At 73.1% G+C, this 20,776-nt stretch carries 15 protein-coding genes; 11 read left to right on the top strand and 4 right to left on the bottom strand.

Going from position 1 to position 20,776, the window contains the following annotated elements:
- The first annotated feature begins 13 nt into the window (after nt 1-13).
- Nucleotides 14-1,522, top strand: a complete 1,509-nt coding sequence (gene gatB, locus AC07F3_RS25760; RefSeq protein ID WP_114038303.1) for an Asp-tRNA(Asn)/Glu-tRNA(Gln) amidotransferase subunit GatB — start codon at nt 14-16, stop codon at nt 1,520-1,522.
- 499 nt (nt 1,523-2,021) lie between these two features.
- On the top strand, nt 2,022-4,130 hold the full coding sequence (locus tag AC07F3_RS25765) for a phosphocholine-specific phospholipase C (RefSeq protein ID WP_479116800.1): 2,109 nt from the start codon (nt 2,022-2,024) through the stop codon (nt 4,128-4,130).
- A gap of 161 nt (nt 4,131-4,291) precedes the next feature.
- Here the strand turns inward: AC07F3_RS25765 and AC07F3_RS25770 are convergent, their stop codons facing one another.
- Nucleotides 4,292-5,173, bottom strand: a complete 882-nt coding sequence (locus AC07F3_RS25770; protein ID WP_479116801.1) for a hypothetical protein — start codon at nt 5,171-5,173, stop codon at nt 4,292-4,294.
- Nucleotides 5,174-5,351: 178 nt separating this feature from the next.
- A complete protein-coding gene (locus tag AC07F3_RS25775) occupies nt 5,352-5,750 on the bottom strand; it encodes a hypothetical protein (protein ID WP_479116802.1) in 399 nt (132 codons plus the stop codon).
- Nucleotides 5,751-6,226: 476 nt separating this feature from the next.
- On the opposite strand from AC07F3_RS25775, the gene AC07F3_RS25780 reads away from it, so the two are divergent.
- The 8 genes from AC07F3_RS25780 (at nt 6,227) to AC07F3_RS25815 (ending at nt 17,157) form a co-directional block, all read left to right on the top strand.
- Nucleotides 6,227-7,762, top strand: a complete 1,536-nt coding sequence (locus AC07F3_RS25780; RefSeq protein ID WP_479116803.1) for a peptidoglycan-binding protein — start codon at nt 6,227-6,229, stop codon at nt 7,760-7,762.
- A gap of 2 nt (nt 7,763-7,764) precedes the next feature.
- Nucleotides 7,765-8,550, top strand: coding sequence for an ABC transporter ATP-binding protein (locus tag AC07F3_RS25785; protein WP_479117030.1), 786 nt, complete (start codon nt 7,765-7,767; stop codon nt 8,548-8,550).
- Entirely contained in the window at nt 8,547-9,818 is a 1,272-nt protein-coding gene (locus AC07F3_RS25790; RefSeq protein WP_479116805.1) for an ABC transporter permease, read from the top strand. Before AC07F3_RS25785 ends, AC07F3_RS25790 begins: the two co-directional genes overlap by 4 nt.
- Before the next feature lie 186 nt (nt 9,819-10,004).
- Nucleotides 10,005-12,209, top strand: a complete 2,205-nt coding sequence (locus AC07F3_RS25795) for an MMPL family transporter (RefSeq protein WP_479116806.1) — start codon at nt 10,005-10,007, stop codon at nt 12,207-12,209.
- A gap of 32 nt (nt 12,210-12,241) precedes the next feature.
- On the top strand, nt 12,242-12,802 hold the full coding sequence (locus tag AC07F3_RS25800; RefSeq protein WP_479116807.1) for a GNAT family N-acetyltransferase: 561 nt from the start codon (nt 12,242-12,244) through the stop codon (nt 12,800-12,802).
- 113 nt (nt 12,803-12,915) lie between these two features.
- Entirely contained in the window at nt 12,916-13,536 is a 621-nt protein-coding gene (locus tag AC07F3_RS25805; protein WP_479116808.1) for a hypothetical protein, read from the top strand.
- Nucleotides 13,537-13,748: 212 nt separating this feature from the next.
- Nucleotides 13,749-13,925, top strand: coding sequence for a hypothetical protein (locus AC07F3_RS25810; protein ID WP_479116809.1), 177 nt, complete (start codon nt 13,749-13,751; stop codon nt 13,923-13,925).
- 148 nt (nt 13,926-14,073) lie between these two features.
- Complete coding sequence (locus tag AC07F3_RS25815; protein WP_479117031.1) at nt 14,074-17,157, top strand: helix-turn-helix transcriptional regulator; 3,084 nt, start codon at nt 14,074-14,076, stop codon at nt 17,155-17,157.
- Nucleotides 17,158-17,160: 3 nt separating this feature from the next.
- Here the strand turns inward: AC07F3_RS25815 and AC07F3_RS25820 are convergent, their stop codons facing one another.
- Complete coding sequence (locus AC07F3_RS25820) at nt 17,161-18,354, bottom strand: PQQ-dependent sugar dehydrogenase (protein WP_479116810.1); 1,194 nt, start codon at nt 18,352-18,354, stop codon at nt 17,161-17,163.
- A 100-nt stretch (nt 18,355-18,454) separates the two neighbouring features.
- Complete coding sequence (locus AC07F3_RS25825) at nt 18,455-19,468, bottom strand: aldo/keto reductase (RefSeq protein ID WP_479116811.1); 1,014 nt, start codon at nt 19,466-19,468, stop codon at nt 18,455-18,457.
- 74 nt (nt 19,469-19,542) lie between these two features.
- On the opposite strand from AC07F3_RS25825, the gene AC07F3_RS25830 reads away from it, so the two are divergent.
- On the top strand, nt 19,543-20,484 hold the full coding sequence (locus AC07F3_RS25830) for a 2-hydroxyacid dehydrogenase (protein ID WP_479116812.1): 942 nt from the start codon (nt 19,543-19,545) through the stop codon (nt 20,482-20,484).
- Nucleotides 20,485-20,776: the final 292 nt, after the last annotated feature.

The following is a 20,776-nucleotide window of genomic DNA, read 5'->3' on the forward strand; positions in this document are numbered from 1 at the left end:
GAAGTTTTTCACCGTGACCGTTACTGATCTGGTCTCGTACGAGGACGCCCTCGCGTCGTACGACCCCGTCATGGGCCTGGAGGTCCATGTCGAACTCGGCACCAAGACCAAGATGTTCTGCGGCTGTTCCACCGAGTTGGGCGCCGCGCCCAACTCGCAGACCTGCCCCACCTGTCTCGGCCTGCCCGGCTCGCTGCCGGTCGTCAACGCGATCGGCGTCGAGTCGGCCGTCAAGATCGGCCTCGCGCTGAACTGCGAGATCGCCGAGTGGTGCCGCTTCGCCCGGAAGAACTACTTCTATCCGGACATGCCGAAGAACTTCCAGACCTCGCAGTACGACGAGCCGATCGCCTTCAACGGCTATCTGGACGTCCAGCTGGAGGACGGCGAGATCTTCCGCGTGGAGATCGAGCGCGCCCACATGGAGGAGGACACCGGCAAGTCGACGCACGTCGGTGGCGCGACGGGCCGCATCCACGGCGCCTCGCACTCGCTCCTGGACTACAACCGCGCGGGCATCCCGCTCATCGAGATCGTCACCAAGCCGATCGAGGGAGCGGGCGAGCGCGCCCCCGAGGTCGCCAAGGCGTACGTGGCCGAGCTGCGCGAGGTCATCAAGGCGCTCGGCGTCTCCGAGGCCCGGATGGACAAGGGCCAGATGCGCTGCGACGTGAACCTGTCGCTGCGTCCGCACGGCGTCGAGAAGTTCGGCACGCGCTCGGAGACCAAGAACGTCAACTCGCTGCGTTCGGTCGAGCGGGCCGCCCGCTTCGAGATCCAGCGGCACGCGGCCGTGCTGTCCTCGGGCGGCACGATCGTGCAGGAGACCCGGCACTTCCACGAGGACGACGGCTCCACCACCTCGGGCCGCATCAAGGACAACGCCGAGGACTACCGCTACTTCCCCGAGCCGGACCTGGTGCCGGTGGCTCCCGCGCGCGCGTGGGTCGAGGAACTGCGGGCCGCCCTCCCGGAGATGCCCCGGGTGCGGCGCAACCGGCTCCGCGAGGAGTGGGGCGTCACCGAGCACGACATGCAGTCGATGCTCAACGCCGGCGCCGTCGACCCGATCGTCGCGACGATCGAGGCCGGTGCGGACGCGGCGGCCGCCCGCAAGTGGTGGATGGGCGAGCTGGCCCGCAACGCCAACGAGCAGGGCGTCGCGCTCGACGAGCTGCCCGTCACCCCGGCGCAGGTCGCCCGGGTCGCGGCGCTCGTCGCCGCGGGTGACCTCAACGACAAGCTGGCGCGCCAGGTCATCGAGGGTGTCCTCGCGGGCGAGGGCGACCCGGACGCGGTCGTCGAGAAGCGCGGCCTGAAGGTCGTCTCCGACGAGGGTGCGCTGGGTGCGGCCGTGGACGAGGCGATCGCCTCCAACGCGGCCATCGCGGACAAGATCCGGGGTGGCAAGGTCGCGGCCGTCGGGGCGCTGGTCGGGGCGGTCATGAAGACCACGCGCGGTCAGGCCGACGCGGCGCGCGTCAAGTCGCTGATCCTGGAGCGGCTGGGCGTCGAGGGCTAGTTCCTCCCGCTCCGAGGGGCGGCTCCCACCGGCGATTAGCCCGGCGGGAGCCGCCCCTTCCGCATGCCGCGCCCCCCTTCCTGGGGCTCCGCCCCAGACCCCGGTAGGCCCCACCCCGCCCCTTCCCGCTGTGACACTCTGCGGCTCCGCCGCGTGGCCTCCGGGGGTGAAGGTGCCCCTGGGGGCTCCGCCCCCAGACCCCCGTTCGCGCCTGAACGGCGCTCGTCCTCAAACGCCGGACGGGCTGAAGACCCCAGCACGGGTCCGCACCAGTACTGATAGGGGCGCGGGGAACTGCGCGAGAAGCGAGCACGGTCCGCAGATCGAAAGGGGGTTCAGGGGGCGCGATGCCAAGCACCCCCGCCCGCGAGGGCGTTGGACTTTCGGGGGTGGGGGCTTGGACGTTCACCCCGGGGCCGGGGCGGGGCCTTCTGGCGGACACCCGGGGTCACTACCGTTCCCCGCGTAGCACCTCACACGCACGGCTCGGGAGGACCTCTTGATCACGGACATCTCACGGCGACGCCTGTTCGCGCTCGGCGGCGGCGCGCTCGGCGTCGCGGCCGCCGGGTCGCTGCTGCCGCCCTCGCTGCAGACGGCGATGGCCGCGGGCCCGCCCGCCGGTGGGCTGGGCGCGGTCAAGCACGTCGTGATCCTGATGCAGGAGAACCGGTCCTTCGACCACTACTTCGGCAGCCTGCGCGGCGTACGCGGCTTCGGGGACCGCAACGCCCTCCAACTCCCCGGCGGCAGGCCCGTGTTCGAGCAGCCCGGGCCGCTCGGCACCACCGTGCTGCCCTTCCCCGTGCGCGGCGCGGCCGCCGCCCAGCACAAGGACCTCCAGTACATAGGCGCCCTCGACCACTCCTGGAGCGGCGGCGCCAAGGCCTGGAACGGCGGCTGGATGGACAACTGGGTGTCCGCCAAGACCTCGGCGACGATGGCCTACTACGACCGCCAGGACATCCCGCTGCACTACGAACTCGCCGACACCTTCACCGTCTGCGACGCCTACCACTCCTCCATCCACAGCTCCACCAGCCCGAACCGCAACCACCTGTGGAGCGGGAAGACGGGGTACGAGGCGAACGGCAAGCGGGCCGTCGGCAACGACGCGTACGACGAGGGCACCCACCCCGGGTACGGCTGGGGCACCTACGCCGAGCGGCTGGAGAAGGCCGGGCGCAGCTGGAAGACGTACACCGAGTGGGAGAACTTCACCGACAACCAGATCGAGTTCTTCACCACCTTCAAGGCCATCGCCCGCAAGGCGCTCGCCAGGACCGGTGGGCACACGTTCATGGAGTCCTTCTACTCCGCGGTGCGCGACGCCCCCAACGACGCCGAGCGCCAGCGGCTCCTCGGCCTGCTCGACCAGGGCGCGGCCACCCTCACCAAGGCCGAACGCAGCCTGTTCGAGCGGGGGTTGAGGCGGGTGCCGACCGGCACCCTCGCCGAGGCCTTCGGCAAGGACGTCGCCACCGGCACCCTGCCCGAGGTCTCCTACCTGGTGCCCTCCGCGCTCGACTCCGAGCACCCGAGCGTGTCCTCGCCGGTGCACAGCGCCACCATCGTCTACAAGGTCCTCGACGAGCTCGGCAAGCACCCCGACGTCTGGCGGCACACGGTCGTCCTCATCAACTACGACGAGAACGACGGCTTCTTCGACCACGTCCCGCCGCCCGTCGCCCCGCCCGAGGTGACCGAGGAGCAGTGGGAGGGCAAGCCCACGGGGCTCGGTGCACGGGTGCCGCTGCTCGTCGTCTCGCCGTGGAGCGTCGGCGGGTACGTCTGCTCCGAGGTCTTCGACCACACCTCGGTGATCCGCTTCCTGGAGCGGTGGACCGGGGTGCGCGAGCCCAACATCAGCGCCTGGCGGCGTACCGTCACCGGCGATCTGACCAGTGCCTTCGACTTCAAGCGGGGCAGGCCCCAGCCCGCCGTGGCCCACCCGGGACCCATCCCGCCGCTGAGCGGACGCTGGCGTCCCGTGCCACCCGCCCAGCAGCACATGCCCGTGCAGGAGGAGGGCACCCGTCCCGCCCGGCCGCTTCCGTACCAGCCGGACGCCTACGCGCGGATCGCCGACGGCGCGCTCCAGGTGCAGCTCAGCAACAACGGCCAGGCCAGCGTCCACTTCGCGCTCTACCCGTACGCCAAGGAGTTCGCCGCGCCGCAGCACAAGGACGTGCGGGGCAAGGCGCAATGGAGCGTGCCCCTCACCCGTGGGGCGAACGGCGCCTACAGGTTCACCGTCACCGGGCCGAACGGGTTCCGGCGGGAGTTCGAGGGGGCCGCGGGCGTGGACGCGGCCGAGGTGACCACCTACCTCGACCACCACGACCGCGACGTCCATCTGACGCTCCGCAACCGCGGCAGCGCGCCCGTCACGTTCGTCGTCCGGCCGCTCGGTTACGCCGACGAGGCCGACCTCAGGGACTGGAGGCGGAGCGTCACGGTCAAGCCCGGGCGCAGCCGCACCGTGGTGCACTCCGCCGCGGACGCGCACGGCTGGTACGACCTCGAAGTGACCGCGGACGGCGGCGGCACGTTCCGCAGGCGCCTGATGGGTCACATCGAGAACGGCCGCCCGAGCGTCTCCGGCTGACCCGGGCCCCGGCTCGGCCGGGGGAGGCGCCCTGGGTGGTCGTGGCGGGCTGCGGCGACGAGTCGTCGTTGCAGCCCGCGCGTCCCGCCGACGCGACGAGCGCCGCGAGGGCGAGGAGCGTACGGCCAACAACGCCTGCAAACAGACCCCTTGACGTCACGTCAGCTTCCCGTCGCCAGGATCGTCGCCGAGTTGCGCAGCGTGGCGTCGACCTGCCGCTTCACCTTGGTGAGGTCCTCGGCGTGCTCGTCGATGTACTTGTTCTCGTACGCCGTGAGCACCGCCCACCACGTGCCGACGACATTGGTCTGCTGTTTGCAGGCGACGTCCGCGCGGGCCGTCGCGATCTCCGTGGGGGTCGGCTGCGGGGCCCGCCAGGCGGGGTCGTTGACGGCGTCGTCGGGCGTTTTGTAGGTGTATCCCTTGCCTTTCATGCACGTACTCCAGGCACTGAACGCGTCCAGGACCCGGCTGTCCGACTTCGACTGCTGGTAAGGGCCGAGCATGACGTTCGCCGCGTCGAAGACGCCTACTCCGGGGGCGCCGCCTTTGGTCAGCTCCGCTTCCACCACGGCGCTGCACCCGCCTTTGGGAACGGAATGCCCATTGATCTGGGGGCCTTTGTAGGTGCCGGTGAAGACCGACTTCTCGACCGGGGTCGGGTCGTTTCCCGCTGAGGATTTCCCGCCGCTCTTCGAATGATCGTCGGGTGAGTGGTATCCGTACTGCGCGGCGCGGTTCTCGTCGATGATCAGGAACAGCGTGTCGAGTTTCTGCCCGACGGGCGCGGGGTCGACCACGTCGCTGCCGTGCCAGTCGATTCCGTACTGCGTCATGCAGCGCCGGGCGAGAACGCGCTGGGCGTTGAGCGTGTCCAGGTACTGCTGCTGATTGAGGGTGTACGCGTCCAGCGGCAGCGCTTTGATCTGGGAGGCTTCGGTGATCTTCGGAACGGCGCCGGTCTTCGGCTGGGCGGGCTGCTGGGAGGAGCCCGAACAGCCCGCCGCGGCCAGCAGGGCCACGGCGCCGGCCAGGGCGGCCACCGGGCCCGATATCCTGAGGGCTCCCGCACCCGGGCGCCCTCCTCGTGCAACTCGCGCTGTCATGGCCGCCTTTCGCACTTCCTGCCCGCACGGTGAGGGGTGGGGAGCCGCCGGTTCGCCGGCCGACCGCCGCCGCGGACCGTGCCCCGGTCCGCGGCGGCAGCCGAGTGGGATCCGGTCAGCTCCACTCGATGGAGCTGGCCCGGTCGTTCATCGCGTCCCCGACGTAGCTGGAGTCGCCGACGAAGCCGTAGGTCGAGCCCCAGCGGTTGCTGTTCTCATACAGCTTGGTGAAGCAGTTGGCATAGCTGCGGAACGACGAGATGACATCGTTCCAGCCGCTCGGCATGGAGTTGATGTAGTAGTCGACGTCCGAGGTGGTCGCGGTGCAGGTGCCGCCCGTGACGGTGTACGTGGCGCCCTGGTAGTTCGCGTCGACGAACTCGATGCCGATGACGGTGGCGGCCGGGCCGAGGTGGGCCGAGGCGGCGGCCGGAGCGGCCGAGGCGGGCGTGGCGAGACCGGCCAGCGCCGCCACGGTCACACCGGCCACGGCCAACGCGTATCTGGATCTCACAGCGAATCTCCTTCAGTTTCCTGGGAAATGACGTGAGGCCGAGCTTTCGTGCTCTCTTGGTGCACGGTTCCGGCCGGAGACCGCTGAGTCCCGGGACGTCTCCCAGGGCAGGAGAACCGTAAGTGGTGCCGTTCTGTCCGGTCAATGGAGAGATTACGGACTCCCTGGCTCCATGGGATGGGAGGAACGCCAGAGAAACGTGATGAGCCGCCATCATGGCCGGAATTCCGTGACGGCGTGTGTGAACATCCGGTCCGGACCAACCAATTGCACGACGGGGAAGTGCTGTTGAAAAGGGTTGGTAAAGATCGCGCACTCGGGCGCCCCTCCGGCGCGGTCCCTTCACACGGGCCGTGATTCGGCCACACTGGGTCTCAACCGCCCCGGAATTCCCCTCTTGACGCGGCCCGGCCGGGACATCAGGCTGGCGCCCGATCCCGCGATCGGACCGGGCGGCTACCTGGCAGGCGGACCGAATGGCAGACAGCTCCAGGCCCGAATCGGGTATTCCGATTGCCCTGGACTCCGGTGAACCCGACGCGGACACCCGTCAGGACCTTCTGACTCAGCCCCTGGAGCCCGAACTCCCGCCGCACGTCTCGTCCCTGATCAGGCGTCAGCGCATGCTGCTGGTCGTCACCGCGGGCGCCGCGCTGCTGTCCATCGGCGGGCTCGTCGCCTCCGTCTTCGTCCGTTCCCCCGCCCAGGACGCGGCCGGGCGGCAGGCCCCCGAGCCGACCGTACTCACCGCCGCCGTGCAGCAGCGCGTCCTCACCAAGTCGGTGATCCTGCGCGGCACCGTCACCGCGGGCGGCAGCGTCACCTTCACACCCGTCCAGGGGCAGTCCCAGGGGGCGGCGGCCGGCGCGCCGCTCCTGACCGGGATCCGCAAGAAGGCCGGGAGCGGCGTGGCGCCGGGCGACGTCCTGGTGGAGGTCTCCGGGCGGCCCGTCATCGCCCTGGCCGGGCCGGTCCCGGCCTACCGCGACCTCAAGCCGGGCGACACCGGCAAGGACGTGGCCGAGCTCCAGAACGCGCTGCGCCGCCTCGGCTACCCGGACGGGGACCCGGCGGGCACCTTCGGCGCGGCGACCAAGGCGGCCGTCGCCGCGCTGTACGCCGACCGTGGCTACGACCCGCCGAACACCGGCGGCCCGCACGGCGCGTCCGACCAGCAGGCGCTCGGCGCGGCCCACCAGGCCGTCACCACCGCTCAGCGGGCCGTCACCGCCGCCCGGGCCGCCCGCGACGGCGCCAAGGGGGCCGCCGCGATCTCGGCCGCCACCACCCAACTCGGCTATGCGGAACAGGACTTAGCCACCGCCCGGAAGGCCCTCGACGACCTCGTCGCGCACACCGGCGTGATGCTCCCGCTCGCCGAGTTCACCTTCGTGCCCGCCTTCCCCGCCCGCCTCTCGGCCGTCAACGCGGCCGTGGGCTCGGCCGTCACCGCGCCGCTGCTCACCATCGACTCGGGGCGCCCGGTGGTGACCACCGTCCTCACCCAGGACCAGAAGACCTCCCTGCGCGAAGGCATGAAGGTCCAGCTGTCCGCCGAAGTGCTCGGCCAGGAGGCCAAGGGTGCCATCACCGCGATCGGCGCGTACACCACCGGCACCTCCAACCCCGGTCAGCGCGGCGGGAGTTCGGGGGCGGGCGGGCAGAACGGCTCGTCCGGCGGCGGCCAGGACGGCGGCGGATCCGGCCCGCAGGCACGCGCCGGCTACCCGCTCACCGTCACCCCGGCCACCGAACTCCCCGCGCCCTGGCTCGGCCTCGACGTGCGGGTCACCGTGACCGCGGCGTCCAGCGACGGCCCGGTGCTCGTCGTCCCGGCCAGCGCCGTCAACGCGGGTGCCGACGGGAACACCTCGGTGTCCGTACGGGCCGCGTCGGGCGCCCAGCAGCGCGTCCCGGTCACCGCGGGCATGGACGCCGACGGCTACGTGGCCGTCACCGCGGCCCCGGGACACCGGCTCGCGGCCGGGGACGCCGTGGTGGTGGGCCAGTGAGAGTGCCGTGGCGCCCGCGTGATGCGGCGGGCCCCGCCACGGGGGCCGCGGAGGCGGACGGGCCGACGCCCGCCGACACCGCCCGCGTACCCGCCGTCATCGAGCTGGCCGGCGCCGCGCGCACCTACCCCGGGCCGCCGCCCGTGCACGCGCTGCGGCCCACCGACCTCACGGTGCGGCGCGCCGAGTACATCGCGGTGGTCGGGCCCTCGGGGTCGGGGAAGTCGACGCTGCTCAACGTCGTGGGCCTCGTCGACCGGCCCACCGGCGGCCACTACCGGCTCGACGGCATCGACACCGGCGGGCTGCCCGAGGCCGAGCGCACCGCCCTGCGCGGGCACCGCATCGGCCTGGTCTTCCAGGCCTTCCACCTGCTGCCCTACCGCACCGCCACCGAGAACGTCATGCTCGCCCAGGTCTACCTCGCCACCCCGCGTGCCCGGCGGCGCACCGAAGCGGTGGACGCGCTGCTCGCGGTCGGGCTCGGGCACCGGCTCGACGCGCTGCCCTCCGCGATGTCCGGCGGCGAACGCCAGCGCGTGGCCATCGCCCGCGCCCTGGTCAACCGGCCCAGCCTGCTGCTGTGCGACGAGCCCACCGGCAATCTGGACTCCGCCTCCGCCGGGCGGGTCATGAACACGCTCGACGCCCTCAACGGCGGCGGCATCACGCTGGTCGTCATCACCCACGACCCGGCCGTCGCCGCCCGCGCCCGCCGCACCCTCACCATCCGCGACGGCGAACTCGCCCAGGACAGCGGCGCCTCGGCGGAGAGGGGCCCGGTGTGAGGCGATGCGCGCGGCGCCCGCGCCACCCGGACCTTCCCCGCACCCGGCTCGCCCTCAGGGACCTCGCGGCGGAATCCGTCGCGGGCATCCTGCAACGCCCCGCCCGCACCGCCCTGACCGTGCTCGGCACCCTGCTCGGCGTCGGCGCGTTCGTGGCCATCCTCGGGCTCACGGCCACCGCCCGGGGCCAGATCAGCTCCGACTTCACGGTGCTCGCCGCCACCCAGGTCACCGTCAAGGACGTCGGCGCGCCCGACCCCGCGCAGCAGGCGGCCACCGCCACCCGCTACGACTTCCCCGACGACGCCGACCAGCGGATCGAGCGGCTGCGCGGCGCCGTCCACGCCGGAACGTACTGGCAGGTCTTCAAGACCCCGCCCGCCGTCTCCACCCGCTCGGGACCCGCCACCGCGGCGGCCACGGGCGCCGAGGGGCTCACGGTGTACGCGGCCAGCCCCGGCCTCCTCCGGGCCGTCGGCCCCACCCTCGGCGGCGGCACGCTCTACAGCACCTTCCACGCCGCCCGGCGGATGCACGTCGCCGTCATCGGCTCGGCCGTCGCCCGCCACCTCGGCATCAGCAACCTCGCCGCCCAGCCCGCCGTCTTCATCAACGGCACCCCGTACACGGTCGTCGGCATCCTGGAGAACGTCGAGCGCGTCCCCAACCTGCTGCTCTCGGTGATCATCCCGGACCGCACGGCCCGCGCCGACTACGGGGACCCCGCGCCCGACTACGCCGCCACCATGCTCATCGAGACCCGGGTCGGCGCCGCCCCGCTCATCGCGCGCCAGGCCCCGCTCGCGCTGCGGCCCGACCGGCCCGACCACCTCCAGGCCGTGCCGCCGCCCACGCCCCACGCGCTCCAGGACAGCGTCACCGGCAGCCTCGACTCGTTGTTCCTGCTGCTCGCGGGCATCACCCTGGTGATCGGCACCGTCGGCATCGCCAACACCACGCTCGTCTCCGTCCTGGAACGCACCGGGGAGATCGGCCTGCGCCGCTCGCTGGGCGCCCGGCCCCGGCACATCGCCGCCCAGTTCCTCACCGAGTCCGCGGCGCTCGGCACCCTCGGCGGCCTGCTCGGCACCGCCGTCAGCGTCCTGGTCACGCTGTCGGTGGCCCTCGCCCACCACTGGACCGCCATCCTCGACCCCTGGACCACCCTGCCCGCCCCGCTGATCGGCACCCTCACCGGGCTGCTCGCCGGCGCCTACCCCGCGCTGCGCGCCGCCCGCATCGAACCCGCGGATGCCCTTCGGCGCTGAGCCCGGGCCCTTCGCCCCAACTGGGGGACGGGCCCTGTGAGTAAGGCCACGAAAGGGGCAAACGATCTCTATTGACTGCCAGAGTGGCTGACGCGCATCCTGCGCACCGCCGTTCTTCGCGGGCTGTTCCCGGCTCTTCCCGGGCTGTTCCCGGTCAGAGCAACAAGATCAACCGGGAGCACTCTGTTGGCCGCCCTCGCGCGCTGGTGTGTCAGGCACCGCCTCGTCGCCGTACTGCTCTGGCTCCTCGCGCTCGGCGCCACCACCGCCGCCGCGGCCGTCGCGGGTTCGGCCTACTCCAACGACTACGAGGCCCCCGGCACCGAGTCCGGCCACGCGAGCGCCCTGATCGACGCGGGCTTCCACGGCCGGGGCGGCGACACCGACTCCGTCGTCTGGCACACCGCGTCCGGATCGGTCCGGGACGGCGACGTACGGCAGACGATGCAAGCGACGCTCGGGCAGATCGCGAAGCTTCCCGGCGTGGCCTCGGTGACCAGCCCGTACGGGCCCGACGGGGCGGCGCGGATCAGCGCCGACGGCCGCACCGCCTATGCGACGGTCACCTTCGACGAACAGGCCGACGACATCCCCAAGGCGCGGGCCCAAGCGGTCGTCGACACGGCCAGGGCCGCGGCGTCCGCCTCCCTCGACGTCGAACTCGGAGGCAGCGCGGTCGGGCTGACCGAGGCGCCGTCCGCGCACCTCTCCGAGGCCGTCGGCGTGGTCGTCGCGGCCGTCGTGCTGTTCCTCGCCTTCGGCTCGTTCGCCGCCAGTCTGCTGCCGATCGCCACCGCGCTGGTCGGCGTCGGCACCGCGTACGCGGGCATCGGACTGCTCGGCCACGTCATGACCGTCGCCGACTTCGCGCCCATGCTCGGCATGCTCATCGGGCTCGGCGTCGGCATCGACTATGCCCTGTTCATCGTCACCAGGCACCGACGCGGGCTGCGCCGGGGCCTGAGCGTCGAGGAGGCGGCCCGCACCGCCGTCGCCACCACCGGCCGGGCCGTCGTCTTCGCGGGCGCCACCGTGTGCATCGCCCTGCTCGGCATGCTGACCCTGCGCCTCGGCTTCCTCAACGGCGTCGCCGTCGCCGCCTCCCTCACCGTCGTGCTGACCGTGGCCGCGTCCGTCACGCTGCTGCCCGCGCTGCTCTCGTACATCGGGACGCGGGCGCTCAGCCGCCGCGAACGGCGCCGGCTCGCCGAACACGGGCCGCGGCCCGAGCCGCCGGCCGGGTTCGCCGCCCGCTGGGCCGCCTTCGTGGAGCGCCACCCCAAGCTGCTCGGCGCGGTCGCCGCCGTGGTGATGCTGGTGCTCGCCCTGCCCGCGCTCTCCCTCCACCTCGGCACCTCCGACCAGGGCAACAACCCCGCGAAGTCGACCACGCGCCAGGCCTACGACCTGCTCGCCGACGGCTTCGGGCCCGGCGTGAACGGGCCGCTCACCGTGGTCGCCGAACTGGCGGGCCCCGGCGACCGGCTCGCGATGAACCGGCTGCCCGACGTGCTGCGCGCCGCCGGGGGCGTCGCCTCGGTGAGCCCGGTGACGTACAACGGCAGCGGCAGCACCGCCGTCCTGACCGTCGTACCGGACTCGGCCCCGCAGTCGCAGCGCACCAGCGAACTCGTCGACCGGCTGCGCCACGAGGTGCTCCCGGCCGCCGAGCGGGGCAGCTCGCTCCAGGCGTACGTCGGCGGCGTGACGGCCAGCTACGACGACTTCGCGGCGATCATCGTCGGCAAACTCCCGCTGTTCGTCGGCGTGGTGATCACCCTGGGCTGCGTCCTGCTGCTGCTCGCCTTCCGCTCGGTCGGCATTCCGCTCAAGGCGGCCGTGATGAACGTGGCGGCCGTGGCCTCCGCGTTCGGCATCGTCGTCGCGGTCTTCCAGTGGGGCTGGGGCAGTGAGCTCATGGGGCTCGGCCGGTCCGGACCCATCGAGCCGTTCCTGCCCGTGATCATGGTCTCGGTGCTCTTCGGCCTGTCCATGGACTACCAGGTGTTCCTGGTCAGCCGCATGTACGAGGAGTGGCTGGAGACCGGCGACAACCGGCGGGCGGTCCGGGTCGGCCTCGCCGAGACCAGCCGGGTGATCAACTCGGCCGCCGTGATCATGATTTCGGTCTTCGGGGCCTTCGTGCTCAGCGGCGACCGCGTGATCGCCATGTTCGGCATCGCGCTCGCGGCGGCCGTCGCCCTGGACGCGTTCGTCCTGCGCACCCTCCTCGTCCCCGCCCTCATGCATCTGCTCGGCGGCGCCAACTGGTGGCTGCCCGGCTGGCTGGACCGGCGGCTGCCGCGGATCAGCATCGAAGCGCCCGAAGGCCGCCGTGCGAAGATCCCGGAGCAGCAGGCGGCCGAACCGGCCGGGCAGCTCGTACCGTGACGACCATGGCCTACGAAGGTGGAGGAGCCGGGATGTTCGCTGTGCCCCTGGGCGACGACGGGGCCGAACTGCGCCCCCTGGAGCCGTGGCAGGCCGCGGAGTTCCTCGCCCACATCGACCGGAGCCGCGCCTTCATCGGCACCCACATCGCCCTGCCCGACCACGCCACCGACCTGGCCTCCGCCCGCGCCTACCTTCAGGGGTACGCCGACAAGCAGGCCGCGGACGCCGGGCGTCTGTACGGCATCTGGCACGAGGACACCCTCGTCGGCGGAGTGCTGTTCCGGACCTTCGACGCGGCGCAGGGCACCTGCGAGGTCGGCTGCTGGCTGGAGGAGGCGGCGGTCGGCCGCGGCCTGGTCACCCGGGCCGCCACGCTGCTGATCGACTGGGCCGTCGGCGTACGGGGCATGCACCGCGTCGAGTGGGTGGCATCGGCCGAGAACACGGCCAGCATCAACGTGGCCAAGCGGCTCGGCATGGTCAGGGACGGGGTGCTCAGGCAGAGCCACCTCTACCGCGGGGTGCGCCACGACAGCGAGGTCTGGTCGGTCCTCGCCGACGACTGGCGGGCGGCGCGAGCGGGGCGCTGACTCCGACACGCCCGGCGTGGAGAACGGTCCGGGCCGGGCGCCGGGCGGGCGCGGGCGGGGCCGTTGAGGAAGCTCTCAGCGGGCTCTCAGAAACGGCACCTAGCGTGCCCGGCATGAACGCCACCCCCGCCACGACCAAGACCGACGCCGAGACCGAGAAGGCCGCCGAGACCGAGACCGAGGCCACGTCCACCCCTGGGGGAGCAGCCGCGGAACCGGCCCCCGGGGCCGCCGAAGCGACGGACACCCCCACGACCCCGGACGCCGGGTCCGAAGACGCCCTCGACGAGGACGACGCACTCTCCGACGACGCCGAGGACGCGGCCCCCGCCCGCGCGGCCTTCGGAGCGGGCGCCGGCGCCGTCGTCGCCACCGCCCTGGGCGCGGTGTCGCTCAGCGGCACCTGGATGGGCAAGACGCTCTCCGAGCGGGCCACCCTCATCGGGCAGATCAAGACCTCCCAGAGCGGGACCGCCACCCAGCAGATCCAGGAGATCTACGGCAACTCCTGGCACACCACCGCCCTGGTCAACGGCGTCTTCGCGCTGCTCGCCCTGATCGTCGGCGCCGTCGTGCTCGCCCGGCCCGCCTTCGGCACGCCGGGCCGCGCCGAGCAGCCGGTGTGGGTCAGGGCCGTCGCGCTGGCCGGAGTCGTCCTCGGCGCGATCGGCCTGCTGATCTCGGCGGGCATGTACCTCGACCTGTTCGCGGCCCTGCCCAGCACCAAGGGCTGAGGCCCCCGGGGCGCTCCTAAGGCGCCCGCCCCTCTGCCTTAGGCGGCTCACGTCCGGTATCCGGGCCGCCTAAGGCAGCGCCTCCTCACAGATGCGGCACTCGCCCGATGTGGGAGGGGCCCCTGGGAGACGAGAGTTGAGGCATCGCAAGGAACCCGGAACACCACCGGGGCCGAGCGACCACCGCAACCCCATCGACCCAGGAGTACGAGATGTTCGACTACGAGATGCACAAGATCCACGAGGCCGAGCTGCTGCGCCGCGCCGACCACGAGCGCCTGGTGGGCCAGGCCCGCCGCGCCCTGCGCCGCTTCGGCCGCCGCAGTGGCGGCAACGGAGCGGAGGGGCAGGTGAGTTCACCGCGCAGCCGGTTCGTCCGGGCCGCCTGAGATCCGGCCGCCCGCGATGACGACCACCCCGCCCCACCCCGCTCCCACCGACCGGACGCCGTCCCCGGCCGTGGCCCCGACCTCCTCCGGGGCCGCCTCCCCAGCCGGGGACGGACCGTCCGGTCCCGCGCTGCCGGACGCCTGTGCGATGCTCGGCACCGTGGAGACCAGGTCAGTCAGCCCCGTGTTCGTCGGCCGCGCCGCCGAGTTGCGCGCATTGAACGAAGCACTCGCCTGCGCCCGGGCCGCATCCGCCACGGAGCCCGGGGGAGAGCCGCAGGCGCTGCTCGTGGGCGGCGAGGCGGGCGTCGGCAAGAGCCGGCTCGTCGAGGAGTTCACCGACGCGGCCCGCGCGGCCGGCGCCGTGATCGCCATCGGCGGCTGCGTCGAGGTCGGCGCCGACGGGCTGCCGTTCGCCCCCTTCTCGGCCGCGCTGCGCGCGCTGCGCCGCCAACTGCCCGACGAGCTCGCCGCCGCCGCCGACGGCCAGGAGGAGGAGCTCGCCCTGCTCCTGCCCGAGCTGGCCAGGACCGGCAGCCCCCTCGCGCGCGAGGACGGCACCGCGCGCCTCTTCGAGCTGACCGTCCGGATGCTGGAGCGGATCGCCGCCGAGCGCACCGTCGTCCTCGTCCTCGAAGACCTGCACTGGGCGGACGCCTCCACCCGCCACCTGCTCTCCTACCTCTTCCGCACCCTGCGGCGCGGCCGGCTCGTCGTCGTGGCCACCTACCGCGCCGACGACATCCACCGCCGCCACCCGCTGCGCCCGCTGCTCGCCGAGCTCGACCGGCTGCGCAGTGTGCGGCGCATCGAACTGCCCCGCTTCACCCGGTCCGAGGTCCGGCACCAGCTCGCCGGAATCCTCGCGGCCGAGCCCGAACAGCGCCTGGTGGACGAGATATTCGAGCGGTCCGACGGCAACGCCTTCTTCGTGGAGGAACTCGTCGTAGGCCGCGACTCCGACGGAACCTGCCCCGACCTCAGCGACTCGCTGCGCGACCTCCTGCTCGTCCGCGTCGAGAGCCTGCCCGAGGACGCCCAGCGGGTGGTGCGGATCGCCGCCGAGGGCGGCTCCACCGTCGAGTACCCCCTGCTCGCCGCCGTCGCCCGGCTCCCCGAGGACAAGCTCATCGAGGCGTTGCGGGCCGCGGTCGGCGCGAACATCCTGCTGCCCGCGGCGGACGGCGACGGCTACCGCTTCCGCCACTCCCTGGTCCGCGAGGCCGTCAGCGACGACCTGCTGCCCGGCGAGTGCTCGCGCCTGAACCGCCGCTACGCCGAAGCGCTGGAGGCCGATCCCGCGCTGGTCCGGGCCGACGAGCAGACCACCCGGCTCGCCACCTACTGGTACCACGCGCACGACGCGGCGAAGGCGCTGCCCGTGGTGCTGCGCGCCGCCGTCGAGGCCCGCCGCCGGCACGCCTACTCCGAGCAACTGGGGCTCCTGTCCCGGGCGATGGAGCTGTGGGACTCCGTACCCGAGGAGGTGCGCGACGGACTGCGGCCGCTGGACCACGCGGGCTCCTACCCGGCCTGCGGCCGCGCCCCCGAGAGCACGGCGCCGCTGCGCTACCTCGACCTGCTCGCCGAGGCCGTCGAGGCGGCCCGCTTCTGCGGCGAGCGCGAACGCGCCCTGAAGCTGGCCAAGCGGGCCCTGCGGCTCATCGCCGAGAACGACCGGGCCTCCTCCGGGAGCGACCCGCTGCGCGCCGCCTGGTTCTGGATCCAGCGCTCCCGCCTGGTGCAGAACCTGGGGCGCGGCGACGGCTGGGAGGAGATCGCCACCGCCCAGGACCTGGTGCGCGGGCTGCCGCCGTCCCCCGTGCACGCCGAGGTCATGGCCACCGCGGCCGGCTGGAGCATGCTGCACAGGCCGGGCCCCGAGTCCCTGGCCGAGGCCGAACAGGCCGTCGCCTACGCCCGGTTGGTGCGCACCGAGGAGATCGAGCTCAACGTACGGCTCACCCTCGGCAGCCTCATGGTCGACTCCGGCGCGGTCGAGGACGGCCTCGCCACCATGCGCTCGGTGATCGACCGCTCCCTCGAACTGGGCCTGGTCGGCGAGGCGGGCCGCGGCCATGTGAACCTCTGCTCCAGCCTGGAGGCCATCGGCCGCTCGGCGGACGCGGTGCTCCTGGCGGACGCCGGGGTGCGCCTCGCCCAGAAGTACGGGCTGCTCGACAACGAGGCCTGGGTGCAGGCCAACCGGGCCGAGTCCCTCTTCCACCTCGGGCGCTGGGAGGAGACCGTCGAGTGCATCGAGCGGGTCCAGCGCACCGCGGTCAGCAACAAGCCGCTCGGCAGCGTCCTCATGCGGCGCGCCGACCTCGCACTGCTGCAGGGCGAGTTGGAGGTCGCTGCGGCCTCACTCGCCGAGGCCCACGGCGCCTTCGGCAAGTACGACCCGATGGCCCAGCACGCCATCCCGCTGGCCCGCCTCGCCCTCGGCATCGCGGCCGCCCGCGGCCGCGTCGAGGAGGCCCGCGCCGAACTGGCCCGCGCCGTGGAGCCCGGCTTCCCGCCCGGCACCCAGCGCTACGCCTGGCCGCTGCTCGCCTGCGCCGCCGCGATGGAGGCCGACGTACGGGGCCTGCCCTCGGCGGAGCCCGGCCGGGCCGCCGCCCTCGACCTCATCCGGGTGGCGGCCAAGCGGCTCCCGACGGGCGTCGCCGTGTGCGAGGCGTTCTCCCTCGTCGTCGGCGCCGAACTGGCCCGCGCCGAGGGCGGGGACGCGGCGGCCCGCTGGGAAGCGGCCGCCCACGCGCTCAGGCCCCTCGAACGCCCCCATGAGCTGGCCGTGGTCTGCCACCGCTGGGCCGCGGCCCTCCTCGCCGAGGGCGGCGACCGCGAGCGGGTCGCCTCGCTGCTGCGCCAGGCCCACGCCGAGTCCGTACGCCTGGGCGCCCGCCCCCTGCGCGAACAGCTGGAGCTCCTTGCCCGCCGGGCCCGGCTGCCGCTGACCGGGCCGGATCGAGCCGCGTCCGAGGAACCGGTCGACCCGGCGGACGCGCTCGGGCTCACCAGCCGTGAACGGGACGTCCTCCGCCTGGTCGCGGCGGGCCACAGCAACCGCCAGATAGCCGAGGAGCTCTACATCTCCCCGAAGACGGCGAGCGTGCACGTCTCCAACATCCTGGCCAAGCTGGGGGTTTCGGGCCGGGGCGAGGCGGCCGCGCTGGCCCACCGCATCAACCTGTTCCCGGGCCGGGCGGTGGCGGACCCCGCCTCGTGACGGCTAGGTGACGTCCAGCTCCAGGATGCGGTCGTCGCCGGGCTTCGGCTTGCCGCGCGAGTCGGTGTTGTTGGTGAGCAGCCAGAGCTTGCCCGCGGTCCCGGTCGGCAGGACGGTGCGCAGCCGTCCGTACTGCCCGGTCAGGAAGGCCTCGGGGTCGGCGAGCGGCTTGGTCGCGTCGAGCGGGACGCGCCACAGCCGCTCGCCCCTGAGCGAGGCGATCCACACGCAGCCGCCCGCGAACGCGATCCCGCTGGGCGAGGCCTCCGACGGCTTCCACTGGACGACGGGATCGACGTACCCGGGCTTGTTCCCCCGGCCCTCCACCACGGGCCAGCCGTAGTTCTTGCCGGGCTCGATGAGGTTCAGCTCGTCCCAGGTGTCCTGGCCGAACTCGGAGGCCCACAGCCGGTTCTCGCCGTCCCAGGCGAGCCCCTGCACATTGCGGTGCCCGTAGGAGTAGACGAGCGAGTCCGCCTCCGGGTTGCCGTACGCGGGCTGCCCGTCCGGCGTCATCCGCAGGATCTTCCCGCCGAGCGACTTCCTGTCCTGGGCGAGCCCCCGGTCGCCGGTCTCGCCGGTCCCCGCGTAGAGCATCCGGTCCGGCCCGAACGCGATCCGGCCGCCGTTGTGGTTGTCGCCCTTGGGGATGCCGCGAAGGATGGTGTCCGGCGCCCCGAGCTGCTGGCCCTCCGGCCGCTGCGGGTCGTAGATCATCCGGGCGATGCGGTTGTCGGACTCGGTGGTGAAGTACGCGTAGACCAGATGGTCCGAGGCGTACGAGGGCGACAGGGCCAGGCCCAGCAGGCCGCCCTCGCCCTGGTGGGCGACGCCGGGCACGCTGCCCACGTTCGTCTTCCTGCCGCTCGCGGCGTCGACGAGGACGACCGAGCCGTCGTCACGGGAGCCGACCAGGAGCCCGCCCTCGGGAAGCGGGGCGATGCCCCAGGGCGACTTCAGGTCCGTGGCGACGGTCCTGGTCACCTTCACCGAGCCCTTGGCGGGCGGGAGTTGGGCGCCGGGCGTGGCGGACGAGGAGGCCCCGGTCGCGGAGGGCGCGCCCTGGCCCCGCGGCTGCGTGCCCGGTGAGGAGCAGCCCGCCGCGAGCACGAGCGCGGCTGCGGCCAGGGCGGTGGCCGCGGTGGTTCGTCGCACGGTTCGGGTTCCCTTCGACGGGGGTCGGTGTGCCGGGTTCATTCTGCGGGCAGCACCCCCGGACCGCCCGCTCCAACTCCGCGCCGCGCGATGCTCCTTCGCGAGCCCGGGCACGCCCATCCGCTGCCGAGGGCGCCGGCGCTCAGTCCCGGGCCGGCGGCAGCGCGGCCAGTTCCGCCAGGTCCAGCGGGGTCAGGGACAGCTCCGCCGCGCGGGCGTTCTCCCGCACCCACTCCTCCCGCTTGGCCCCCGGCACGGGGATCACCTGGTGCCCCAGACGCAGCAGCCAGGCCAGCGCCACCTGTCCCGGGGTCGCCCCGTGCCGGGCGCCCACCCGGCGCAGGCCCACGACCAGGGGCTGGTTCGCGGCCATCATCTCCGCGGTGAAGCGGGGGTGGCGGGCCCGGATGTCGTCCGGCTCGAAGCCCTGGCCCGGGGTGAGCGTGCCCGTCAGGAACCCGTTGCCCAGCGGCATCGCGGCGAGCAGGCCCACGCCCCGGACCGCGCACCACGGCAGCAGCGCGTCCAGCGCCTCCCGCGACCAGAGGGACAGCTCCGCCTGCACGGCGCTCACCGGGAACACCTGCTGCACGCGGTCGAGCAGCCCCACCGTCTGCTCGTACCGGCCGACGTCCAGCCCGTGCACCCCGGCCCCCGGCGCCGCCCGGCGCACCGCCCGCGCGCCCATCGCGCTCAGCCCGAGCGCCCGTAACTTCCCGGCCGTCACCAGCTCCGCCATGGCACCCCAGGTCTCCTCGACGGGGACCTCGGGGTCGGCGCGGTGCAGCAGGTAGAGGTCGATGACGTCGGTCCCGAGCCGGCGGAGCGAGGCGTCGCAGGCCCGACGCACGTACCCCGGGCGGCCGTTGGCGACCACGTGCTGGTCGACGCCCACGAGCAGCCCGCACTTGGTGGCCACGAACGCCTCGTCCCGGCGTTCCTTCAGCACCCGCCCGATCAGCAGCTCGTTGGTGAACGGGCCGTACATGTCGGCGGTGTCCAGCAGGTTCGCGCCGGTGTCGAGGGCGGCGTGCACGGCCCGCAGCGAGCGCTCCAGGTCCTGCTGCGAGCGGCTGTAGCCCCAGCTCATCGGCATGCAGCCGAGCCCTATCGCACCCGCCCGCAGGGCCCCCGCCCCGATTGTCCTGCGCTCCACCTGGCCGGATCCCTCCCTCGTCGCTCCCCAAACTAACCTCTGGCCCCGGGCACGCTTCGCATAGCCTCCTGACCATGACTGCGAACGTGTGGCTCCCCTTCGACCCGGCCGGGATCCCGGGTCTTCCCGCCTCCCTCGACTACCGGTTCTGGGACGGCGGCCCCGACTACCCGGCCGACCCGGCGGACTGCGCCGTCTACGTGGTCCCGTACATGAAGCCCTCCGAGATCGCGGTCCGCCCGCTCGCCGCCATGACGGGCCTGCGCGTCGTGCAGACGCTGACCGCGGGGATCGACCACGTGCAGCCCGGCATCGGCCTGCTGCCGCCGGGGGTGCGGCTGTGCAACGCCCGCGGGGTGCACGAGGCGTCCACCGCGGAGCTCGCCCTGACGCTCGTCCTCGCCTCGCTGCGCGGGATTCCGGGCTTCGTCCGGGGACAGGAGCGGCAGGAGTGGCGGTCGGGCTTCTATCCGGCGCTCGCCGACAAGTCGGTCCTGATCGTGGGGTACGGGTCGATCGGCGCCGCCATCGAGGACCGGCTCGCACCCTTTGAGTGCGCGCGGGTGGCGCGCGTCGCGCGCTCCTGGCGTACAACGGAGCGCGGCGAAGTGCACGGATGGACCGATCTGCCCGCTCTGCTCCCGGAAGCGGACGTCGTCATCGTCTCCACACCGCTCACCGAGAGCACGAAGGGCCTGGTGGACGCCGAGTTCCTGGCGCGGCTCAAGGACGGGGCGCTGCTGGTGAACGTGGCGCGCGGTCCGGTGGTCGACACCTCGGCGCTGCTCACCGAAGTGGAGTCCGGGCGCCTGCACGCGGCACTGGATGTCACGGACCCCGAGCCGTTGCCCGTGGGGCACCCGCTGTGGCATGCGCCGAATGTCCTCATCAGCCCGCATGTGGGCGGTTCGAGCTCCGCTTTCCTGCCCCGCGCCAAGCGTCTGCTGGTCGCTCAGCTCACCCGCTTCGCGGCCCAAGAACCGCTCGCCAACGTGGTTCTGACGACGGATCAGTAACGCTCCGGAGCGATTCGGGTGCACCCGGTGCCCGCATGACTCCGGGCTGTCACTGAGCGTATAAGGGCTATGTCCCTGAGTGACGAGACTGGTGTATCGTCCCGACCGGGGGCCGGCGCCGTGCGTCTACGGCGCGGGGGAGCGATCACTGCGAGGGGGGCGACGGGCGATGCACGGCCAATGGACGAACGATCCGACGCGGTGGAGCCGCCTGCGGCAACCCCGCGCGCATCGCGCAACGATGCACCGCGGTGGAGCGGCGGCCGCCGAGGCGATAAACGGCACAACGACC

This window comes from Streptomyces sp. NPDC045846 (assembly GCF_056431605.1).